The organism is Curtobacterium sp. MCPF17_001, from assembly GCF_003234615.1.
Taxonomy (GTDB): Bacteria; Actinomycetota; Actinomycetes; order Actinomycetales; family Microbacteriaceae; genus Curtobacterium.
The window spans coordinates 121,710-139,383 of record NZ_QKSL01000004.1; the positions used below are offsets into that span (position 1 = coordinate 121,710).

The following is a 17,674-nucleotide window of genomic DNA, read 5'->3' on the forward strand; positions in this document are numbered from 1 at the left end:
GGCGCGTCCGGCGTGTCGAGGATATGCCCCGGCACCGGCCGCCGTCGAGGGTCCGACCCGCCCGGGCCGCTCACGAGTCGAGCCGACCGATGGCCGCACGGATGAGTGACGAGCGGATGACCTCGAGGTGTCCGGCGATCTCCCGGGCGAGTTCGAGCGCCTTCGCGCGGGACGTGGCGTCACCGCGACGGGACACCGGCATGAGCGCGGACTCGATGAGGCCGACCTCGCGCTCGGCGGTGCTGCGGAAGGTGCGGAGGTGCCGGGGCTCGATGCCGGAGCGCTGCAGCTCGACGAGGGCCTTCAGCACACCGACCGAGTCCTCGCCGTAGGTGTCGGACGCCGGGATGAGCGAGGCGGACACCGCGTCGCCCACGAGCATCGGCGACGCCCCGGCAGCACGCTGCAGTTCGTCGCGGGAGTACCGGCGCTCGCGCCCGAGCATCGACGGCCGCGGCGCGTCGCCACCGCCCGGGAGGGTCGGTTCGCGTCCGGCGTCGAGGTCGGCCAGGTAGTCCTTGATGACCTTGAGCGGCAGGTAGTGGTCACGCTGCAGCCCGAGCACGATGCGCAGCCGGTCGACGTCGGCCGACGAGAACTTCCGGTAGCCGCTCTGGGTGCGCACCGGTGTGACGAGCTCGCGCTCCTCGAGGAAGCGCAGCTTGGAGCTCGACAGGTCGGGGAACTCCGGCTTCAGGCGGGCGAGGACCTGCCCGATCGTGAGCAGGTCCGGCGCCGGGGACACCGCCCGCGCCGCAGCGGAGCGGGGTGCCACTACGCGTTCGCCAGGCGCGCCAGGTCGACCCGGGAGGCGTAGAACGTCAGCCGGAACTTGCCGACCTGGACTTCGGAGCCGTCGACGAGCAGTGCTTCGTCGATGCGGACACCGTCGAAGTACGTCCCGTTCAGGGAACCGAGGTCCTTCACGCTGAACGACGTCCCGCGACGGACGAAGTCGGCGTGCTTGCGCGACACCGTCACGTCGTCGAGGAAGATGCTCGCGTCGGGGTGTCGGCCGGCCGTCGTGACGTCGGAGTCGAGGAGGAACCGCGCACCGACGTTCGGGCCGCGACGGACGACGAGCAACGCCGAACCCGACGGCAGCGCCGAGATCGCGTCGCGTTCTTCCGCTGTGACTCCGGCCTCGGGCGTGAGCGCCGCGGCGTTCTCCATGCTGAAGGTCAGCGTGGTGTCGACCAGCCGCTGTTCCGGACGTCCCGGCTGCGGGACCACTGGATCTGGCATCGTGGACCTCCTCCTCTTGGTCGCCCAGCGTATCGGAAACGAGCGCGTCAGCGAGAGCCCCGTCCCCAGGGGACACGGGAGGCTCCCCACCGGCGGGTGGGGAGCCTCCCGTCCGTCAACCGGCGGACCCCGCCGGGGCGGCCTTCCCGGACCCCACGTCGTGCAGGATCTCCTGGACCTCGGAGTCCTTGAGGCGCGTCCAGGGCGAGCCGTCGGGGTCGCTGGTCGAGGCCTCCGGGCTGTCGCCGGTGTTCCACCACTTCGCCTGGTACGGCGTGCCGTCGAACAGGACCCGGTCGCCGGTGTCGTAGGTCGTGGTGCCCGACCACGCCGGGTACGTCCCGGTCGGCAGGCTCACGGGCGCGACCGGCTTCTCACCCGGCAGCACCGGGCCGACGAGCTGCCACGGCGTCTCGTACGAGCTGAGCACGGCGTCGTCGGGCAGGTCACCGGAGGTCCACCACTTGGCCTCGTAGACGTTGTGGTGCCAGACGGTCTTCGTGCCCTCGAGGTAGGCCGACTCCTTGTCCCACACCGGGTAGGGGCTGGTCGACGGGTCGTCCGACGGCTGCGTGGTCGAGGACGGCTCGGCCTTGGTGACGTCGCCCGAAGCCGCGACGATGCCGCCGCCGAAGCCCTTGCCGAGCACGTCCGCGAACAGCTTGCCGTCCTGGTCGACCCCCGAGCACGAGTTCGACACGGTGGACAGGTTCACGTAGTTCGAGCCGCAGGTGGTGTCACGGTTGAGGGACCACATCGACATCCGACCGAGCCCGGTCTGGCGCGCCCAGGTGTTGAGCTTCGCGGCGTCGGACATCGTGAAGACCTCGTCCTGCACGTCGTTCTGGCCGATCATCGGCGTCGCGCCGATCTTGTGCCAGAGCGTGCCGTCGCCGAGCGGGGTGCCGGCGCGGGTGTACAGGATGCCGAGCTGGCGGTGCACCTGCTGCAGGGTCTCGACCGAGGCGGAGTACATGCTCTGACTCGAGCCCTTGCTGGTGCCGTAGTCCATCGTCATGGCGTTGACGCCGGCCAGGTCGACCCCGGCTCGCAGGAACTGCGACACCGCCTTCGTGCCGTCGGCGGTCAGGCCGCCCGGCGCGGCGGGCAGGGTGAGCCACACGGCGAGCGGGTGCCCGGCGCCGCGACGCTGCTCCTGCAGGGCGGCGACGGCCTCGGCGCGACGCTTGCTGGCGTCCGCCTTGGTGAGGTCGTCGCTCTCGATGTCGAAGTCGACCGTGGAGACGTCGTAGCGCTTGACCACGCGCTGGTACGCCGACACGAGCTTCTTCGGGTCGGTGCAGGTCGAGGCGAGTTCGTCGTTCGCCAGGCCACCGAAGGACACCCCGACGGCGCCCTTCTGCTGCTCCAGTCGGGCGATGCGGCGGTCCAGGTCGAGCTGGTCCCCTGCTTCCTCGAGCCCGTAGGCCGCGCCCCACGTCGGCGTGCAGGCCTCGTCGTGGTCCGCGACGACGAAGGACAGCATGACGTCGCGGCCCTTCGCGGACTTGACGTCCTCGAACGGGAACGTCGGGGTGACGGTGACGTCGGTGTAGGCGGCGAACCAGGGCTCCACCGTCTCGGATGCCTGGGCGCTCTGCCACCGGTCGACGCCGGCGTACCCGCCGACGGCGACCGCGAGGGCGACCACGGTGGCCAGGGTGACCCGGACCGGAGAGAGTCGTCGTGTGGTGCTCATGGTCAGGCCGCCGTCTTCTCGTCGTGCTGCACGGCGAGGCCGTGCCGGGTGCCGGTGGTGCCGGTCCCGAGGTGGTCGGTCCCCAGGTGTTCAGGGATGGTGGTGCCGCGCTGGCCGAAGTAGAGCACGGAGCGCCAGTCCTCGGTCGCGGGTGCCGCCGCCGGGACGAGACCGCGACGGACCGCCTTCGCGGTGGCGCGCTCGTCCTTCCGGGCGGCACGGCGTGCGGCGCGGGCGGACGGGTCGTAGAACATCCACCTCGTCGCCCAGATGAAGACGTCGACGACGGAGTTCCACAGGCCGATGTAGGCGACGATCGCGTACATCGCGAGCAGGGCGTTGAACGCGGCGAACACCGCGTTGCCCCAGTTCTGCGCGCCGAAGTCCCGCACGAACGTGAACACCGAGAACGCGACCATCGCGTACGGGGCCAGGACGTAGAGCGCCGGCGAGGCGGTGCGGTCCTTGACCTTCGGCGTCCGGGCGAACGGGATCTTCTTCGCGGTGAGTGCCTGCTGCACGCTCTTCAACACGCCGGCGACGTTCACCGGCATCAGGACGAGGTTGAAGCCGTAGATGCGCAGGATGTCGGTGCGCTTGTAGCCGCAGTACCGCAGGTCGCTCGCGAAGAGCCAGAAGTACGGCAGGGCGGCGAGCAGCACCATCGGGCTGAGCAACCGCGAGTCGTACGGGTACGCCAGCAGGAAGATCAGGCCGAGCGAGCCCCACGCGATGGACGCCATGTAGTTGACGCGGAGTGCCATCTCGACGACGCTCACGCGCTCACCTCGGGCCCGGCGCTCGCGCACCTGGCGGATGTACTTCGGCAGGATGAGCAGGCCGCCGTTCGCCCAGCGTCGCCGCTGCACGATCAGCGAGCCGAAGTCCGGCGGGGTCGCGCTGTAGGACAGCCGCTCCGGGTAGTTGACGAGGGTCCAGCCGTGCATGCCGAGGTCGACGCTCGACTCGGTGTCCTCGATGACCGTGCGGTCCTGCACGTACCGCTTCACCTCGAAGCCGCCGACGGTCTCGGTCTCCTCGATGTCGCGGAGCGCCCGGGTGCGGATGACCGCGTTCGCGCCGACCCAGAACGTGGCGCCGTACTTCGACATGCCCTGGTGCAGGATGTGCTGGATGTCGGTCGTGGCACCGGCGAGGCGCTCGATGCGGGTCGCGGCACCGCGGAAGGACGAGTACGGCGTCTGGGTGACGGCGACGCGCTCGTTCTCCGGCTGCTCGAGGAAGTAGACCAGGCGGAGGCAGTAGTCGCGGAGCAGCACCGAGTCGGCGTCGAGCGTCAGCACGTAGTCGGACGCGGGGACGACCAGGTCGGCGTCGGCCGGGTCGGTGACGGTGCGCAGGACGGTGCCGGACGCGGTCTCCTCGTGGCGGTAGGCGCCGCCGAGCAGACCGATGTACGAGTTCAGGTTCATCGCCTTGTTCGCCTCGTCCGAGAGGTTCGCGAAGCGCTTCCGCTCGAAGGTGGTCAGCTCGGCGGTGAAGGTCCAGGCCAGGCGACGCTGCAGCTCAACCGCGCGCGCCGAGGTCACGTCGGTGGACTCGGCGTCCCCGGCGTCGGTGATCGCGGCGTCGAGCGCCTCGGCCGTCAGGCGGAACTCGTCCGCCAGGCCGACGAGGACCTGGTCGGTGAAGAAGTGGTCGACGTGGTCGGCGACACCGTGCTCGCGGGCGTGGCGGCGGAGCCAGGCGTCTGCCCAGCGGTGGTGCGCGACCAGGGTGCGCACGGCCTCCACGGAGGCGTGCGGGGCGCCCGCGGCCTCGATCTCGGCGGAGAGCAGGGCCTCCTGGAACCGGCGGGACGGCGCGGCGAGCTGCGCCTGGATGGTGTCGGCGACGGCGCGGGTGCGTTCGAGCTTCGCGGCGGTCTCCGGGTCGTTCGGGAACGGCGAGTCGTCGACGAGCAGCACGATGCGGAGGTTCGGGTACTCCTGCAGTGCGGCGGACCACAGCGTGGTCGCGACGACCTCGGGCTCCTCGGCGTAGCTCGGGACGAGGACGGTGAGCGGCGACTCGTGCCCCTCGGCGAAGTGCCGGTCGAGCTCGGCGCGTGGGACGCGGACGTGGGTGGCGAAGCGCTCGAGTGCCCCCTGGCGGGCGACCAGGTGCATCAGGGCCGAGAAGGTCAGGAAGGTGACGACGACGGTGTACGAGATCGCCTCGGTGGTGAACCGGAAGCTCTCGGTGCCGGAGTCCAGGAACTGGCGGATCACGGTGTAGACGACGTAGGCCAGCCAGAACGCGATCGTCAGGATGATGGCGACCCGGCCGGAGACGAGCTTCCGGTCGGAGGGGCGGGCGTGGATCGTGTCGAGCGGCTGGGTCCGCCGCTCGGCACCCCACTGGCGGCGGCGCATCGGGGCGCCGTCGAGCTGTTCGGGCATGCTGTCCTTCGTTCGTACCGGACCAGCAGCCGTCGGGTGTGGGCGCTGTCGGGAGTCCGGTGGTCGTCGCTGACGGTACGGCGACGGCTGTCGACGTGCGGACCCTCGGACGGGGGGTTCCGGGCACCTCGTGCGGGATCCCGCAAGCCTGCGCGCGGACCCGCAGCGACCCCGCGTCCGGGGGTGACGCGGCGAGTCCGACTGCTGGCTGGGCACGGCCTGGAGGCACGCTGCACGACCTGAGACCGGCTGCGGCCAGGCGGTGGGCGGGTTTCAGCGCCCGCGGGCGAGCAACCAGAGCAGGTAGGGCGCTCCGACGAGTCCGGTGACCACGCCGACCGGCAGGGTCACGCCCGGCAGCACGAACTGCGCCGCGAGGTCGGACCCGAGGGTGACCACGGCACCGACGGCCGCGGCCGGGCCGAGGGCGATCCTGCCGCCGCCGACGAGTCGCCGGGCGATGGGCGCGGCCATCAGTGCGACGAACGAGACCGGTCCGGCGGTGGCGACGGCACCGGCGGTGAGGAGCACCGCGGTGAGCAGGAGCAGCACCTTCGCCCGGTCCGGTCGGAGCCCGAGGGACGCCGCGACGTCGTCCCCGAGCGTCAGCACCGCGAGCCGCGGTGACTGCAGGAGGGCGAGCGCCATGAGCACGAGGAAGCCGACCAGGAGCGCGCCGACGACGGTGCTGTCGACGGCGTTGAGGCTGCCGGAGAGCCACAGGAGCGCAGTTCCGGCCTGCTGCACGCTGCCGCTGGTGAGCAACCAGCCGGTCACGCTGAGGGCCATCGCGCCGACGCCGACGCCGACGAGGACGACCCGGTTGCCGGTGATCCCCCGCCGCCAGGCCAGCGCGGCGATGAGCACCGCGACGGCGACCCCGCCGACGAGCACCACACCGAAGAGCAGCACGCCGGAGGCGCCGAACAGGACGATCGCCACGAGGCCGGAGGCGCTGGCCCCGGCGGTGATGCCGATGATGTCCGGGCTGGCGATCGGGTTGCGGACGACGCTCTGCACGATGGCCCCCGCCGCACCGAGACTGGCCCCGACGAGGACGGCCGCCAGGACGCGCGGCCCACGGAGCTGCCCGAGCACGAAGTCCGAGACCGTGTCGCCGTGCCCGACGAGGGCGCCGAGGACCTGCGCGGGCGAGAGCGGGATGTCACCGACGCCGAGTCCGACCAGGACCAGGACGACGAGCGCGGCCACGGCGCCGACGAGGACGACGAGCTCCCGGCGGAGCGTGCCCCGCCGACGGTCCGCCACGGTGCCGCTCACAGTCCTCGCACCGCCCGGGACCGGACGAGGGCGATGAAGACCGGGGCGCCGATGAGTGCGGTGACGATGCCGACCTGCAGCTCCCCCGGGTACGCGACGACCCGGCCGATGACGTCGGCGACGAGCAGGAGCGCGGGGGCGACGACCGCGGACAGGAGGATCGTCCAGCGGTGGTCGGGCCCGGACAGTCGGCGGACGGCGTGCGGCACGGCGAGCCCGACGAAGGCGACGGGTCCGGCGGCGGCGACCGCGGAACCGGCGAGGAGCACGGTGACGACGGCGCCGACGGCCCGGACGAGCACGACGCGCTGTCCGAGCGACGCCGCGAGCTCGTCGCCGAGCGCCAGGGTGTTGAGCGAGCGTCCGAGGCCGACGGCGATGACGAGCCCGACGACGACCGGCGTCACGACGACGCCCGCGGTGCCGAGGTCCCCGCCGGCGAGGGCCCCGACCTGCCAGAAGCGGAGCTGGTCGAGCAGGCTGGCATTGGTGACGAGCACCGCGGTCGTGACCGACGAGAGCGCGGCAGCCGTGACGGCTCCGGACAGGGCGAGCCCGACCGGGGTCAGCCCACCGCGGGCGACGGCCGCGATGCCGTACACGAGCAGTGCGGCGAGGGCAGCCCCGGCGAACGCGAAGGGCAGGTAGGTGGCGGTGCCGCTGATGCCGAACACCGCGATGCCGACGACGACCGCGAGCGCGGCGCCGGCGTTGACGCCGAGGATGCTCGGGTCGGCGAGCGGGTTGCGGGTGATCCCCTGCATGACGGCCCCGGCGACGCCGAGGGCAGCGCCGGCGAGCAGCCCGACGACGGTGCGGGGCACGCGGTTGCCGAGCACGATGAGTCCGATCTCGTCGTGTCGCCCCGGGTGGAGGAGCGTGTCGACGACGACACCGAGCGGGATCGGACGTGACCCGACGGCGACGCTCAGCGCGCAGGCGACCGCGAGCACCACGACCGCGAGGACGGTGGCGAGCACCAGCCGGGACACGGGAGCGGGCGCGGGCGGCGCGACGGATCGGGATCGCATGGGAAGTGAGGCGAGCCTAACGGATGGCCCTCCGGGGGCGGGTCCGCGGGGCCACGGTGCCGCTGTCGGCAACCGTCGAGCAGCTGCTCGGCACCACCATGGTCGGTTCATAGGGTCGTCATGGGATCGAGGCCTGTACTGACATCCATCGGCGGCCGACGGGGCCGCGAGGACCGACCGGAGAGCACCGATGAACGAGACCCCGAACCCCACCCCGGACGACGAGCGTCGCGAGCCGGGGCACGTCCAGCAGCCGGAGCACACCCCGCAGCAGGAGCAGCCTGCGTCGTGGGAGCAGCCGGCGTCGTGGGAGCCGCCGCACGCGGACCGGTCGGCCCTCCGCCCAGCCTTCGCCTTCGACGGCTCCGGTCCGTACCTGTACGGGCCCGACGGCTCCGGTCCGTACGCCTACTCCCCCGACGGCCGTGGCCCGTACCTCGTCGGCAGCCCGGCGCTGGGTGGGACGCATCAGCACGGCGGGCAGTACGCCGGGCAGTACGCCGGGCAGTACGGTGGCGCGCAGCACGGCGCAGCGGACCCGGTGGCGCCGCATGGCTGGACCGGGGCGTTCGGCACGGCACCCGGCACGAACCGGCGCTCCCGGAAGCTGGCACTGGTGATCGGCTCGGGCATCACGGCGCTCGCGATCGTCGGCGCTGCCGGTGGCACCGCGCTCGGGCTGTCGTCGGTGCACACCACGACGACGTCGAGCCAGACCCAGGGCAGTTCCTCCCAGGGCACCACCACGACTCCGGGGAACGGCACGACCCCGGGTGACGGCAGCGGTACGAACGGCTTCACCGTCCCCGGCCAGGGGACCGACGGCTCGGGCACGGACGGGACCGGCGGCACCGGCAGCACCGGCAGCACCGGCAGCACGTCCGAGTCCGCAGCCACCCCGGCGACCGCCGCGCAGAAGAAGGGCGTCGTGACGATCGACACCGTGATCGGCTACGACCAGTCCCAGCAGGCCGCCGGCACCGGCATGGTCCTGACCTCCGACGGCACCGTCCTGACGAACAACCACGTCATCCAGGGCGCCACGTCGATCCGGGTCACCGACGAGACGACGGGCAAGCAGTACACCGCCGACGTCGTGGGCGCCGACGCGACGAACGACGTCGCGGTCCTCAAGCTGCGCGACGCCTCCGGGCTGTCGACCGTCACCCTCGACGACGACGGCGGTGCCTCGACCGGTGACACGATCACCGACGTCGGCAACGCCGAGGGCACCGGTGACCTGGTGGCCGCCGAGGGGACCGTGACCGCCACCGACCAGGACATCCAGGTGCAGAGCGAGTCGGGCACCGGGACCGAGTCCCTGACCGGTCTCCTGCAGCTCGCCGCACAGGTCGTCTCGGGCGACTCCGGCGGGCCGGTCCTGGACAGTGAGGGCGAAGTCGTCGGCATGGCGACCGCGGCGTCCTCCGGGACCGCCGACGTCACCGGGTTCGCGATCCCGATCAGCACGGCGAAGTCGATCGCGGACGAGATCCTGGCGGGCGACTCCTCGGGCACGATCACGATCGGCCTGCCGGCGTTCCTCGGTGTGCAGATCAGCAGCACCGCGACCGGGACGACCAGCGGCGTGCCGATCGCCGGCACCGTCGAGGGCTCCGGGGCCGCGAGCGCCGGACTGGCCGCGGGCGACACGATCACGAGTGTCGACGGCACCGCGGTCACGAGCTCGGACCAACTGACGGAGCTCATCAGCGGGCACGACGTCGGCGACCGGGTCTCGGTCGGCTACACGACGAGCGACGGCACCGCGACGACCGCGACCGTCACCCTGACGGCCGGTCCCGCCGCCTGACGCACCTGCAGCACGACACCCGTGCCTCCCCGCGCGGGTGTCGTGCCGTCAGGGGCGGTGCAGCGCGTCAGAGCGCTCGGGGGCCGCAGCTCAGCCGAGCAGCGCGCGGACGAGGGTCCGGTAGACGTTCGCCGACGCCTCCGCCGTGAACGCCGTCGTCCCGCCCTCGGTCCGGCCCACGCGGGCGAAGCCGATCCCCTCGGCCGAGACCACGACGAGCGGCCGGGGTCGGCCCGGGCGCAGCAGCGCCGACACCGTCCACGGGGCCGACCAGAACGCGGCCAGGGTCGGGTCCGCCGATGCGACGGCACCCGGCAGGTCGGGAGTGGACTCGCCGCCGGCCAGGCGTCGGTCGAGCAGGTCGCCGGGCAGGACCGGGGTGCGGAACGGCCAGGTCCACGTCGGGCGGATGCCGAGCCTCCCGGCCAGCAGTCCGACCACCCGTTCCGGTGGGACGGACGCGACCACGGACCGGCCGTCGGCACCGGTGTCGACGACGGTGCCGGACCAGGCCTGGAGGCGCGTCACCCGCCCGTCGTCGTCGTGCTGGTCCAGCGTGGTCGGCTGCACCCCGTCGGCCCAGGGGGCGAGGACGGTCGCCGTCTCGGGCGGGACCGTGCCGAACCGGCCGACCAGGTCGGCGGCGACGAGTTCGCGGCCGCCGTCGGTGCGGAGGAGGGCGGGGTTCCAGCGGCGCCCGGCGAGGTTCTGCAGGGTCGAGACGGCCTCGGCACCGAGGGACGGCCCGGTGAGGGTGGAGCCCGCGAGCAGGACGGGCAGGGGCTCGAGGGTGCGGGACTCACTGGCGGTGACCCGGTCGAGGACCCGGACGGAGTCGAGGACGGCGAAGACCGAGTCGTCCGTCGCGGTCATCCGGGCGAGTGGCCGCTCGACCGTCAGGTCGACGCGGTGGCGGCCCGTGACCAGGAGCAGGTGCGCGCCGGCGACGTCACCCTCCTCGTCGGGGCGGACGTACTCGACCAGACGCGCGGGCGCGCCGGCGGTGGTCCAGACGTCGCAGCCCACGAGGAGCAGCCCGTCGACCGAGCCCGGCAGCCGTTCGAGCAGCGAAGCGTTCTCGTCACCGATCGCCCGGTCGCTCGGGCGGGAGCGGACGGTGAGGACGACGTCGTCGCCCCGGACCCGGAGGTCGGCACCGGCGGACTCCTCGGTGCGCCATCCGGTCGGACGGACGAAGCGGACGCGGGCGGTGCGGTCCTCGGTCTGCCCGGCAGCGGCGGCGGGTGGGTCGGGGACGAGCATGCTGCGAGGCTACGTGCGCGCCCGTGGCCTGCGCTCAGCGGCTCGCCGGGGTGGCGCGGATCACCCGGTCGTCCGGCGCGGGCGCGGCGGTGGTGGCGGCGGGACGGGCTTCGCGGCGACGACGTCGGCACGTCGGACCGTGACCGGACCCCGACGGGTGGCGACGGTCACCGTCTCGGTGGTGCGTCCCGTCAGCTCGCCCAGGGCGTCACGGGCACCGTCCCCGTCGTGCGCGCGGACGACCAACCGGTCGCCCAGCGCTGCGGCGTCCAGCGCGGCGAGGGCCCGGGCACGCGCGATCTCGGCCTGCGACAGAGCGGCGGCCGGTGCACCGTCGAGGTCGAGGTCGGCGTCGGACATGCCTCGAGGGTACGGCCCGGGCTCCGCCCGACCGCCACGGCTAGGGTGGCCGGATGGACAAGGCCCGGGTGGACAGCTGGATCTGGGCGGTCCGGATCACCAAGACCCGGTCCGCTGCGACGACGGCGTGCAAGGCCGGCCACGTGAAGGTCAACGGCGAGCGGGCGAAGCCGTCCCAGCCGGTCGGACCCGGCGACGAGGTCCGCGTCCGGCAGGCCGGGTTCGACCGGATCGTCGTCGTGAAGAGCATCATCCTCAAGCGGGTGAGCGCGGCCGAGGCGGCGAAGCACCTCGAGGACAACACCCCGCCCCGCCTCCCCCGCGAGGAGGCCGGCTTCGTCCCGATCCGCGAACGAGGCGCCGGGCGGCCGAGCAAGCGGGAGCGCCGCGACCTCGAGAAGCTCCGCGGGTACTGACCGGCCCGACCGGGCAGGTGCGCCGACGACCAGGTGCGCCGGCGACCAGGTGCTCCGACGGATCAGACGAAGCGGACGGTCTGCTGCAGGCGGTCCCGGATCGCGAAGACGTCGACCGAGCCCTCCGGCGACCAGTTGCCGGCGAGCACCTGCACGAGTGCACCCCGTCGGACGATGAGCGCCGTCGGCTTCCGGGGCGTGCCGATGAGTTCGACGTCCTCGTCCACGGCGGAGTCCGGCACGACGAGCAGCCGCCCGGTGAAGCGCACGCGGGTCTGCTTCTGCACGGCTCGGGCCGCGCGGACGAGCTCCTTGACCGGGCGCTCCCCTGGCTCGAGGGTCTCACCGACGACCTCACCGTGCTCGATCGCGACCGGGCCACCCCAGTCGATCGACTCGACGGCCCAGAGCCCGGTCGGGGTGAGGACGGCGTGGTCGAGCTTGCCCTCGGTGCCGGCGTCCAGGTCGTGCCACACCGTGACGCCGATGCCCATGTCGGCGATGATCGCCGCGGTCGCCTCTTCCGCCAGCGCCTCACCGAGCAGCCGCCGGACGGACCGCGGTGCCGAGCGGACGAGGGCGGGGTCGTAGGGGTCCTCGATCGGGTCGCCGAGTCCGACCCACTCGCGTTCGGCGGCCAGGAAGACCTCGCGGGACCGGCCGCCGGGGTGCCCGTGTGACCGGGCCCGCGGGCGGGAGTCGCGACGCGCTGTCGGGGGTGCGTAGTCGTCCCGGCCGGATCCGCTCCTCCAGGCCGTCGAGCCGGACGGTGCCGACGACGGCGAGGACGAGCCGGACCGGACCGAACCGGTGTCGTAGGCGCGGCGAGCCGCCGGGGTGCCGATCCGCTCCCAGGCGATCTGCACCCGGCGGAAGCGCTGCGGGTCGCCGCCCAGGTCGGGGTGGCTCTCGCGGGCCGCGCGGCGGTAGGCGCGGCGCAGGGTCTCGTCGTCGGCGGTCACGGGGACGCCGAGGACTTCGTACGGGGTGGCGTCGGCCGGGCTGTCGGTCATGGCCGGAGGAACGCTACCCGACGCCGGGTCGGTGTCCGCCGCGAGCGGGCTGGGCGGGCGCTGAGCGGTGGCGCCGTTCCCGGCTCGGACCGACCGCGTCAGACCAGGGCGGCCGTGATCGCGTCCGCGTGCTCCTCGAGCCAGGCGACGTCGGCGCGGTAGAGCTCCGCGTGGCCGTGCGCCAGGTCGCTGACGAACTTCGGGTTGCCGGCGGCGGCCTCGGTCTCGATGGTCGTGACGAGGGACACCAGGCTCCCCGTCATCGTCTCGACCAGCACGCTCCGCGAGCGGGTGTCCAGGCCGTAGGCGCGGCAGAACTCGGCGGCGCGGGTCAGCCGGTCGGCGAACTCGGGCACCGGTGCCCCCTCGTCGGCGCTGCTGGTGAACGGGGCGAACCGGTAGACCGCACTCGCGACGTCCCACACGCGCGGGCCCGGGTGCGCGGTGTCGAAGTCGATCACGCCGACCGCCGCGATGCCGTCGTAGACGACGTTGTACGGGGCGAAGTCGCCGTGCACGATCGTCTCGACCGGCAGACGTCCGGCCTGCGACCACACGTCGGTCATGTCGTCGCGCGGGAACGAGGCCGCGGCGTCGTGGAGCTGCCGGAGCAGGCGTGCGGTGGTGACGAGGGCGGCCTCGCTCGCGACGTCAGCGGTCCAGGGGTACTCGCCCGCCTCGCCCGGCACGAACGTCACGGTCTCGAGTTGCTCGCCGAGCGAGATCGGGGCGGGCGCCGCGACGAAGCCCTGCTCGTGCAGGTGTGTCAGCAAGCGGTGCACGGTGGGGGTCCACGGCCCGGCAGGCCGGTGCACCCGGTCGTCGGCCTTGGTGATCCGTTCCATGGGGGAACCTCCTGAGCGTCGTCGTCGACGTGCTCGCCACTGTAGCGGCCGGAGCCCACTGTCGGGCGGGTCGCCGGGCGACCATCCGATCGGCGCGCCACGAGCGGCACCGGCAGGCGCAGGCCGGACAAGCCGGACTCAGTCGGGCAGGAGCTCCCGCAGCCAGCCCGGGCCCCGCACGGCGGCGCCCAGCGCCTGTACCCGGTCGCGCAGCCCACGGTCGGCGGTCACGACGACGACCGGGGCGTCGTCGGCCGTGACGGCGGACTCGACCACGGCGACGACCGCGTCGTCACCGGACGCCGCCGCCCGCTCGATCGTCACCGGCGGCAGACCGGGCCGCGGGGCGGACGGAGCAGGGACCGTGGCCGCGCTGCGGGCCTCCCCCTCGAGCACGACGGTCCACCGCGGCCACCAGGCGGTCGACGGCAGGTCGAGCGTGGACGCGGGGACGCCGACTGCGGCGAGCGCGCGGACCTGCTCGACGAGTCGGGCGGCGGCGCCCGCGCGGTCCTTCCACCAGCCGTCCGGGACGCTGCCGACGACGTTGGCGGCGTCGACGACGACGTGCGGGGTGCGGTCGAGCGTGGCGCGGAGGGCGGCCCAGGACCGGCCGAAGCCGGGGTGCAGGTCGAGGGACTCGACGTCGGCGACGGGCACCCAGGCCAGGGCGAGGCTCTCGCGGTCGGCCATCACCGGTTCGAACGGTCGGGAGGCGCGCCCCACGACGGTCGTGTACGTCCAGAAACCGAGGTCGAGGACGGCGGTGTGCCGGAGGTCGACGGCGTCGTCGGGGACACCGGCTTCCTCGGCGGACTCGCGGAGGGCGGCGGTGACGGGGTCCTCGTGCTGGTGGCGAGCCCCGCCGGGGATGCCCCAGGTGTCGCCGTGGTGGCTCCACTCGACGCGGTGCTGCAGGAGGACGCGGCCGTGTCCGTCGTCGACGAGCAGGCCGGCGGCGCCGAAGCGGCCCCAGGCCTTCGTGCCGTCCTCGCCGTAGGCCCAGGCGTCGCCGGGGTCGCGGGGACCGGAGGGGGGTCCGGGCGGCGGTCCTGCCGGGGTCGCGGTCCGTCGTTCGTCGTCCACGTCTCCACCCTTCCACAAACGCCCGTCGGGTGACCCGGGACGACGACGGGGATGCGTGTACGGTGTCGTCCGAGACACGGGGTGCCGCATCCGAGCGGCTGAGATCACACCCGTCGAACCTGCTCGAGCTCGTACTCGCGAAGGGATCGTCCATGGAGAACGCTGCGCCCACGACTGACTGGGCCCACCTGACCGCCGAACTGCTGGAGGCCGTCCGCACGCGGGCGCCGCTGGTGCAGTGCATCACGAACACGGTGGTGCAGAACGTCACCGCGAACGTGCTGCTCGCGCTGGGGGCGTCGGCCGCGATGGTCGACGTGCCGACCGAGGCGGGGCCGTTCGCCGGCGTCGCGGACGGGCTGCTCGTCAACACCGGCACCCCGCACGCCGAGCCGTACGCCGCGTCGCTCGAGGCCGCGGCCGCCGCGGTGGTCGCGGGGACGCCGTGGGTCCTCGACCCGGTGGCGGTCGGGTCGTTGCCGGTCCGGACGGCCCTGGCGCGGGACCTCCTCGCATTCCGGCCGACGGTCCTCCGGGGGAACGCGTCGGAGGTGCTCGCGGTCCTCGGCGCCTCGGCCGGCGGTCGCGGGGTCGACAGCATCGTCGGGACGGAGGACGCCCGCGACGCTGCGGTGACCGCCGTGCGGGAGGAGACGGTCGGGGCCGTGGCGGTGTCCGGGCCGGTCGACCTGCTGGTGGCGCCGACCGGGCTGGTGCGCGTGGCGAACGGGACGGAGCTCCTCACCCGGATCACCGGCGGTGGGTGCGCCCTCGGCGCGGTCGTCGCGGCGTTCGCCGCGGTGACTCCGGGACGGCCGCTCGACGCGGCCGTCGCGGCGACGGCGGTGCACACGATCGCGGCCGAGCTGGCGGCGCGGGAGGCCGGCGGCCCCGGTACCTTCCAGCCGCTGTTCCTCGACCGGCTCGCCGCACTGACGCCGGAGGACGTCGTCCGGGAGGCCCGGATCACCGCCGACACGTCGGCTGCGGTCCCCGGTGGCTCCGTCGGCGGTGCCGCCTGATGCCCGGCAGGGACGGGTTCGGTGTCTACCTGGTGACCGACACGGCCCTGGCTGCTCGGCACGGGCACGGGGTGCTCGGCGTGGTCCGGGCGGCGGTGGGCGCGGGAGTCCGGATCGTGCAGGTGCGTGACAAGACCGCTTCGGCGCGGGACCTCCTGTCGCTGACCACCGCGGTGGCCGACGCCGTGGGCGACCGGGCCCTGGTGGTCGTGGACGACCGGCTCGACGTCGCCCTGGCCGCACGGCACGCCGGGCACCGTGTCGCCGGCGTGCACCTCGGCCAGTCGGACGTCCCGGCGAGCGCCGCCCGAGCACTGCTCGGTCCGGACGCCCACGTCGGGTTGACGGCGAACACGACACGGCACCTGGTCGAGGTCGCGACGATGCCCACGGGTTCGGTGGACCTGCTCGGGGTCGGTGTGGTGCACCCGACGAGCACGAAACCGGACCACCCGCCGGCGCTCGGGGTCGCCGGGTTCGGGCGGCTCGCGGCCACGACGACGGTGCCGTGCGTGGGCATCGGCGGGGTGACGCTCGACGATGTGGGGCCGCTCCGGCAGGCGGGCGCTGCGGGGGTCGCCGTCGTGTCGGGGATCTGCGCGGCACCCGATCCGGGCGCTGCCGCTGCGGCGTTCGTGGCCGCGTGGGACGGAGCGGTGCGGTGAGCGGGCAGACGGGCAGAGCGACGTCCCCGCTGCCGCGGGTGCTGAGCATCGCCGGCACCGATCCGACGGGCGGCGCCGGGGTGCAGGCGGACCTCAAGTCGATCGCTGCCCAGGACGGGTACGGCATGGCGGTCGTCACGGCCCTGGTCGCGCAGAACACGCTCGGGGTCCGGTCGGTGCACGTCCCCGACACCGTGTTCCTCCGGCAGCAGCTCGACGCGGTGTCGGACGACGTCACCGTCGACGCGGTGAAGACCGGCATGTTCGGCACGGCCGAGGTGGTGCGGGTCGTCGTCGACTGGCTCCGCGAGCACCGACCGGCGTGGGTGGTCGTCGATCCGGTGATGGTGGCGACGAGCGGCGACCGCCTGCTCGACGCGGACGCCGAGTCGGCCATGACCGAGCTGTTCGCCCTGGCCGACCTGGTGACCCCGAACCGGGACGAGCTGCGGGTCCTCGCCCAGCTCGCCGACGCCCGGACGACCGAGGGGATCGAGGCCGCTCGCGCCGTCGCCCGACGGTGGGACGTCCGGGTGCTCGCGAAGGGCGGTCACGACGACGGTCCGTCCTCGGACGACGCACTGGTCTCCCCCGACGGCAGCGTCCGGGTCTTCCGCGGGCCTCGGGTCGCGACGACGAACACCCACGGCACCGGGTGCTCGCTGTCGAGCGCGGTCGCCACGCTCGTCGCCCGGCACGGCGACTGGGAGCTGGCGGTCGGGGCGGCGAAGACCTGGTTGACCGCGGCCCTCCGGGGCGCCGATGCCCTGCGGGTCGGGCAGGGCCACGGACCGATCGACCACAACGCCCTCGTGCGCTCGGCACTCCCGACACCGCGGCTGACCGAGGCCTGGTGGACCGATGCGGCCGAGGTGCTCGACGAGACGCTGGACTGCCGGTTCCTCCGGGGCCTGGCCGACGGCACCCTCGACCCCGAGGTCTTCGCCGGCTACCTGGCGCAGGACGTGCACTACCTCCGGGCGTACGAGCAGCACCTCGCCGCGGTCGCCGCCGGGTCGACCGGGGACGCCGCCGCGTTCTGGACGACCGCCAGCGAGGGCTGTGCCGCGGAGGCCCGCGACCTGCACCACCGTCGGCTCGCCGGGTCGCACGCCGACGACCCCGTGCACCCCGTGTGCGCCGGGTACCTCGCGCACCTCGCCGACGCGGCACGGGACGTCTCGGTGCTCGCTGCGGCGGTGCTCCCGTGTTTCCGGGTCTACGCGTGGGTCGGGGAACGGCTCGGCACGGCGCCGGTCGGGCACCCGTTCGCGGACTGGATCACGGCCTACGGGGACCCCGGGTTCGCAGCGTCGAGCGCGCGCGCCACGGAGCTCGTCGAGGAGCTCGCCCGGCGGGCCGACCCCGCGCTGCGCGGGCGGATGGCGCGCGCCTTCCGGCAGTCGGTGGCGCAGGAGCTCGCCTTCTTCCGGATGCCGGAACAGCTGGGCCAACCCGAACAGCCCGGCCACGCGGAGCAGCCGGGCGAGCCGGTCTGACGGAGGTGGGGCGGGCCTCCCGGTCGAGTGGTCG

At 73.8% G+C, this 17,674-nt stretch carries 16 protein-coding genes and 1 riboswitch; of the genes, 5 read left to right on the top strand and 11 right to left on the bottom strand.

What is annotated here, in order from left to right:
* Nucleotides 1–70: 70 nt before the first annotated feature.
* The 6 genes from DEJ24_RS05585 to DEJ24_RS05610 form a co-directional block, all read right to left on the bottom strand.
* Nucleotides 71–775 (bottom strand): MerR family transcriptional regulator, encoded by a 705-nt coding sequence (locus DEJ24_RS05585; protein WP_111077649.1) that lies wholly within the window; start codon nt 773–775, stop codon nt 71–73.
* A complete protein-coding gene (locus DEJ24_RS05590; protein ID WP_110903079.1) occupies nt 775–1,245 on the bottom strand; it encodes an FHA domain-containing protein in 471 nt (156 codons plus the stop codon). Before DEJ24_RS05590 ends, DEJ24_RS05585 begins: the two co-directional genes overlap by 1 nt.
* Before the next feature lie 115 nt (nt 1,246–1,360).
* Complete coding sequence (locus DEJ24_RS05595) at nt 1,361–2,944, bottom strand: chitinase (RefSeq protein WP_111077650.1); 1,584 nt, start codon at nt 2,942–2,944, stop codon at nt 1,361–1,363.
* 2 nt (nt 2,945–2,946) lie between these two features.
* Complete coding sequence (locus DEJ24_RS05600) at nt 2,947–5,346, bottom strand: glycosyltransferase family 2 protein (RefSeq protein WP_111077651.1); 2,400 nt, start codon at nt 5,344–5,346, stop codon at nt 2,947–2,949.
* 273 nt (nt 5,347–5,619) lie between these two features.
* Nucleotides 5,620–6,627, bottom strand: coding sequence for an iron chelate uptake ABC transporter family permease subunit (locus DEJ24_RS05605; RefSeq protein ID WP_258374733.1), 1,008 nt, complete (start codon nt 6,625–6,627; stop codon nt 5,620–5,622).
* Nucleotides 6,624–7,658 carry an iron ABC transporter permease gene (locus DEJ24_RS05610; RefSeq protein ID WP_111077652.1) on the bottom strand — a complete coding sequence of 345 codons (1,035 nt, stop codon included), beginning with the start codon at nt 7,656–7,658 and terminating at the stop codon, nt 6,624–6,626. Before DEJ24_RS05610 ends, DEJ24_RS05605 begins: the two co-directional genes overlap by 4 nt.
* Before the next feature lie 190 nt (nt 7,659–7,848).
* Between DEJ24_RS05610 and DEJ24_RS05615 the strand changes: the two genes are divergently transcribed.
* Entirely contained in the window at nt 7,849–9,471 is a 1,623-nt protein-coding gene (locus tag DEJ24_RS05615; protein ID WP_111077653.1) for a S1C family serine protease, read from the top strand.
* A 90-nt stretch (nt 9,472–9,561) separates the two neighbouring features.
* Here the strand turns inward: DEJ24_RS05615 and DEJ24_RS05620 are convergent, their stop codons facing one another.
* Entirely contained in the window at nt 9,562–10,734 is a 1,173-nt protein-coding gene (locus DEJ24_RS05620; RefSeq protein ID WP_111077654.1) for a hypothetical protein, read from the bottom strand.
* Nucleotides 10,735–10,794: 60 nt separating this feature from the next.
* Nucleotides 10,795–11,094 (bottom strand): hypothetical protein, encoded by a 300-nt coding sequence (locus tag DEJ24_RS05625; RefSeq protein WP_258374593.1) that lies wholly within the window; start codon nt 11,092–11,094, stop codon nt 10,795–10,797.
* 53 nt (nt 11,095–11,147) lie between these two features.
* On the opposite strand from DEJ24_RS05625, the gene DEJ24_RS05630 reads away from it, so the two are divergent.
* The gene (locus DEJ24_RS05630) at nt 11,148–11,510 is read left to right on the top strand and encodes an RNA-binding S4 domain-containing protein (RefSeq protein ID WP_110903073.1); all 363 of its coding nucleotides are present in this window, start codon (nt 11,148–11,150) and stop codon (nt 11,508–11,510) included.
* A 62-nt stretch (nt 11,511–11,572) separates the two neighbouring features.
* On the opposite strand, the gene DEJ24_RS05635 is transcribed toward DEJ24_RS05630, so the two are convergent.
* The 3 genes from DEJ24_RS05635 to DEJ24_RS05645 all read right to left on the bottom strand — a co-directional run bounded on the left by DEJ24_RS05635 (nt 11,573) and on the right by DEJ24_RS05645 (nt 14,454).
* On the bottom strand, nt 11,573–12,523 hold the full coding sequence (locus tag DEJ24_RS05635) for a DnaJ domain-containing protein (RefSeq protein ID WP_111077655.1): 951 nt from the start codon (nt 12,521–12,523) through the stop codon (nt 11,573–11,575).
* Nucleotides 12,524–12,621: 98 nt separating this feature from the next.
* Nucleotides 12,622–13,368 carry a phosphotransferase enzyme family protein gene (locus tag DEJ24_RS05640; protein ID WP_111077656.1) on the bottom strand — a complete coding sequence of 249 codons (747 nt, stop codon included), beginning with the start codon at nt 13,366–13,368 and terminating at the stop codon, nt 12,622–12,624.
* 138 nt (nt 13,369–13,506) lie between these two features.
* The gene (locus DEJ24_RS05645; RefSeq protein WP_111077657.1) at nt 13,507–14,454 is read right to left on the bottom strand and encodes an NUDIX domain-containing protein; all 948 of its coding nucleotides are present in this window, start codon (nt 14,452–14,454) and stop codon (nt 13,507–13,509) included.
* 67 nt (nt 14,455–14,521) lie between these two features.
* Nucleotides 14,522–14,618, top strand: a riboswitch (TPP riboswitch).
* Between DEJ24_RS05645 and thiM the strand changes: the two genes are divergently transcribed.
* The 3 genes from thiM (at nt 14,607) to thiD (ending at nt 17,640) form a co-directional block, all read left to right on the top strand.
* Nucleotides 14,607–15,476: a hydroxyethylthiazole kinase gene (gene thiM / locus DEJ24_RS05650; protein ID WP_111077658.1), complete on the top strand. Its 870-nt coding sequence runs from the start codon at nt 14,607–14,609 to the stop codon at nt 15,474–15,476. Its footprint overlaps the riboswitch before it by 12 nt.
* Nucleotides 15,476–16,141 carry a thiamine phosphate synthase gene (thiE, locus tag DEJ24_RS05655; protein WP_111077659.1) on the top strand — a complete coding sequence of 222 codons (666 nt, stop codon included), beginning with the start codon at nt 15,476–15,478 and terminating at the stop codon, nt 16,139–16,141. Before thiM ends, thiE begins: the two co-directional genes overlap by 1 nt.
* Complete coding sequence (gene thiD, locus DEJ24_RS05660) at nt 16,138–17,640, top strand: bifunctional hydroxymethylpyrimidine kinase/phosphomethylpyrimidine kinase (protein WP_258374734.1); 1,503 nt, start codon at nt 16,138–16,140, stop codon at nt 17,638–17,640. Before thiE ends, thiD begins: the two co-directional genes overlap by 4 nt.
* Nucleotides 17,641–17,674: the final 34 nt, after the last annotated feature.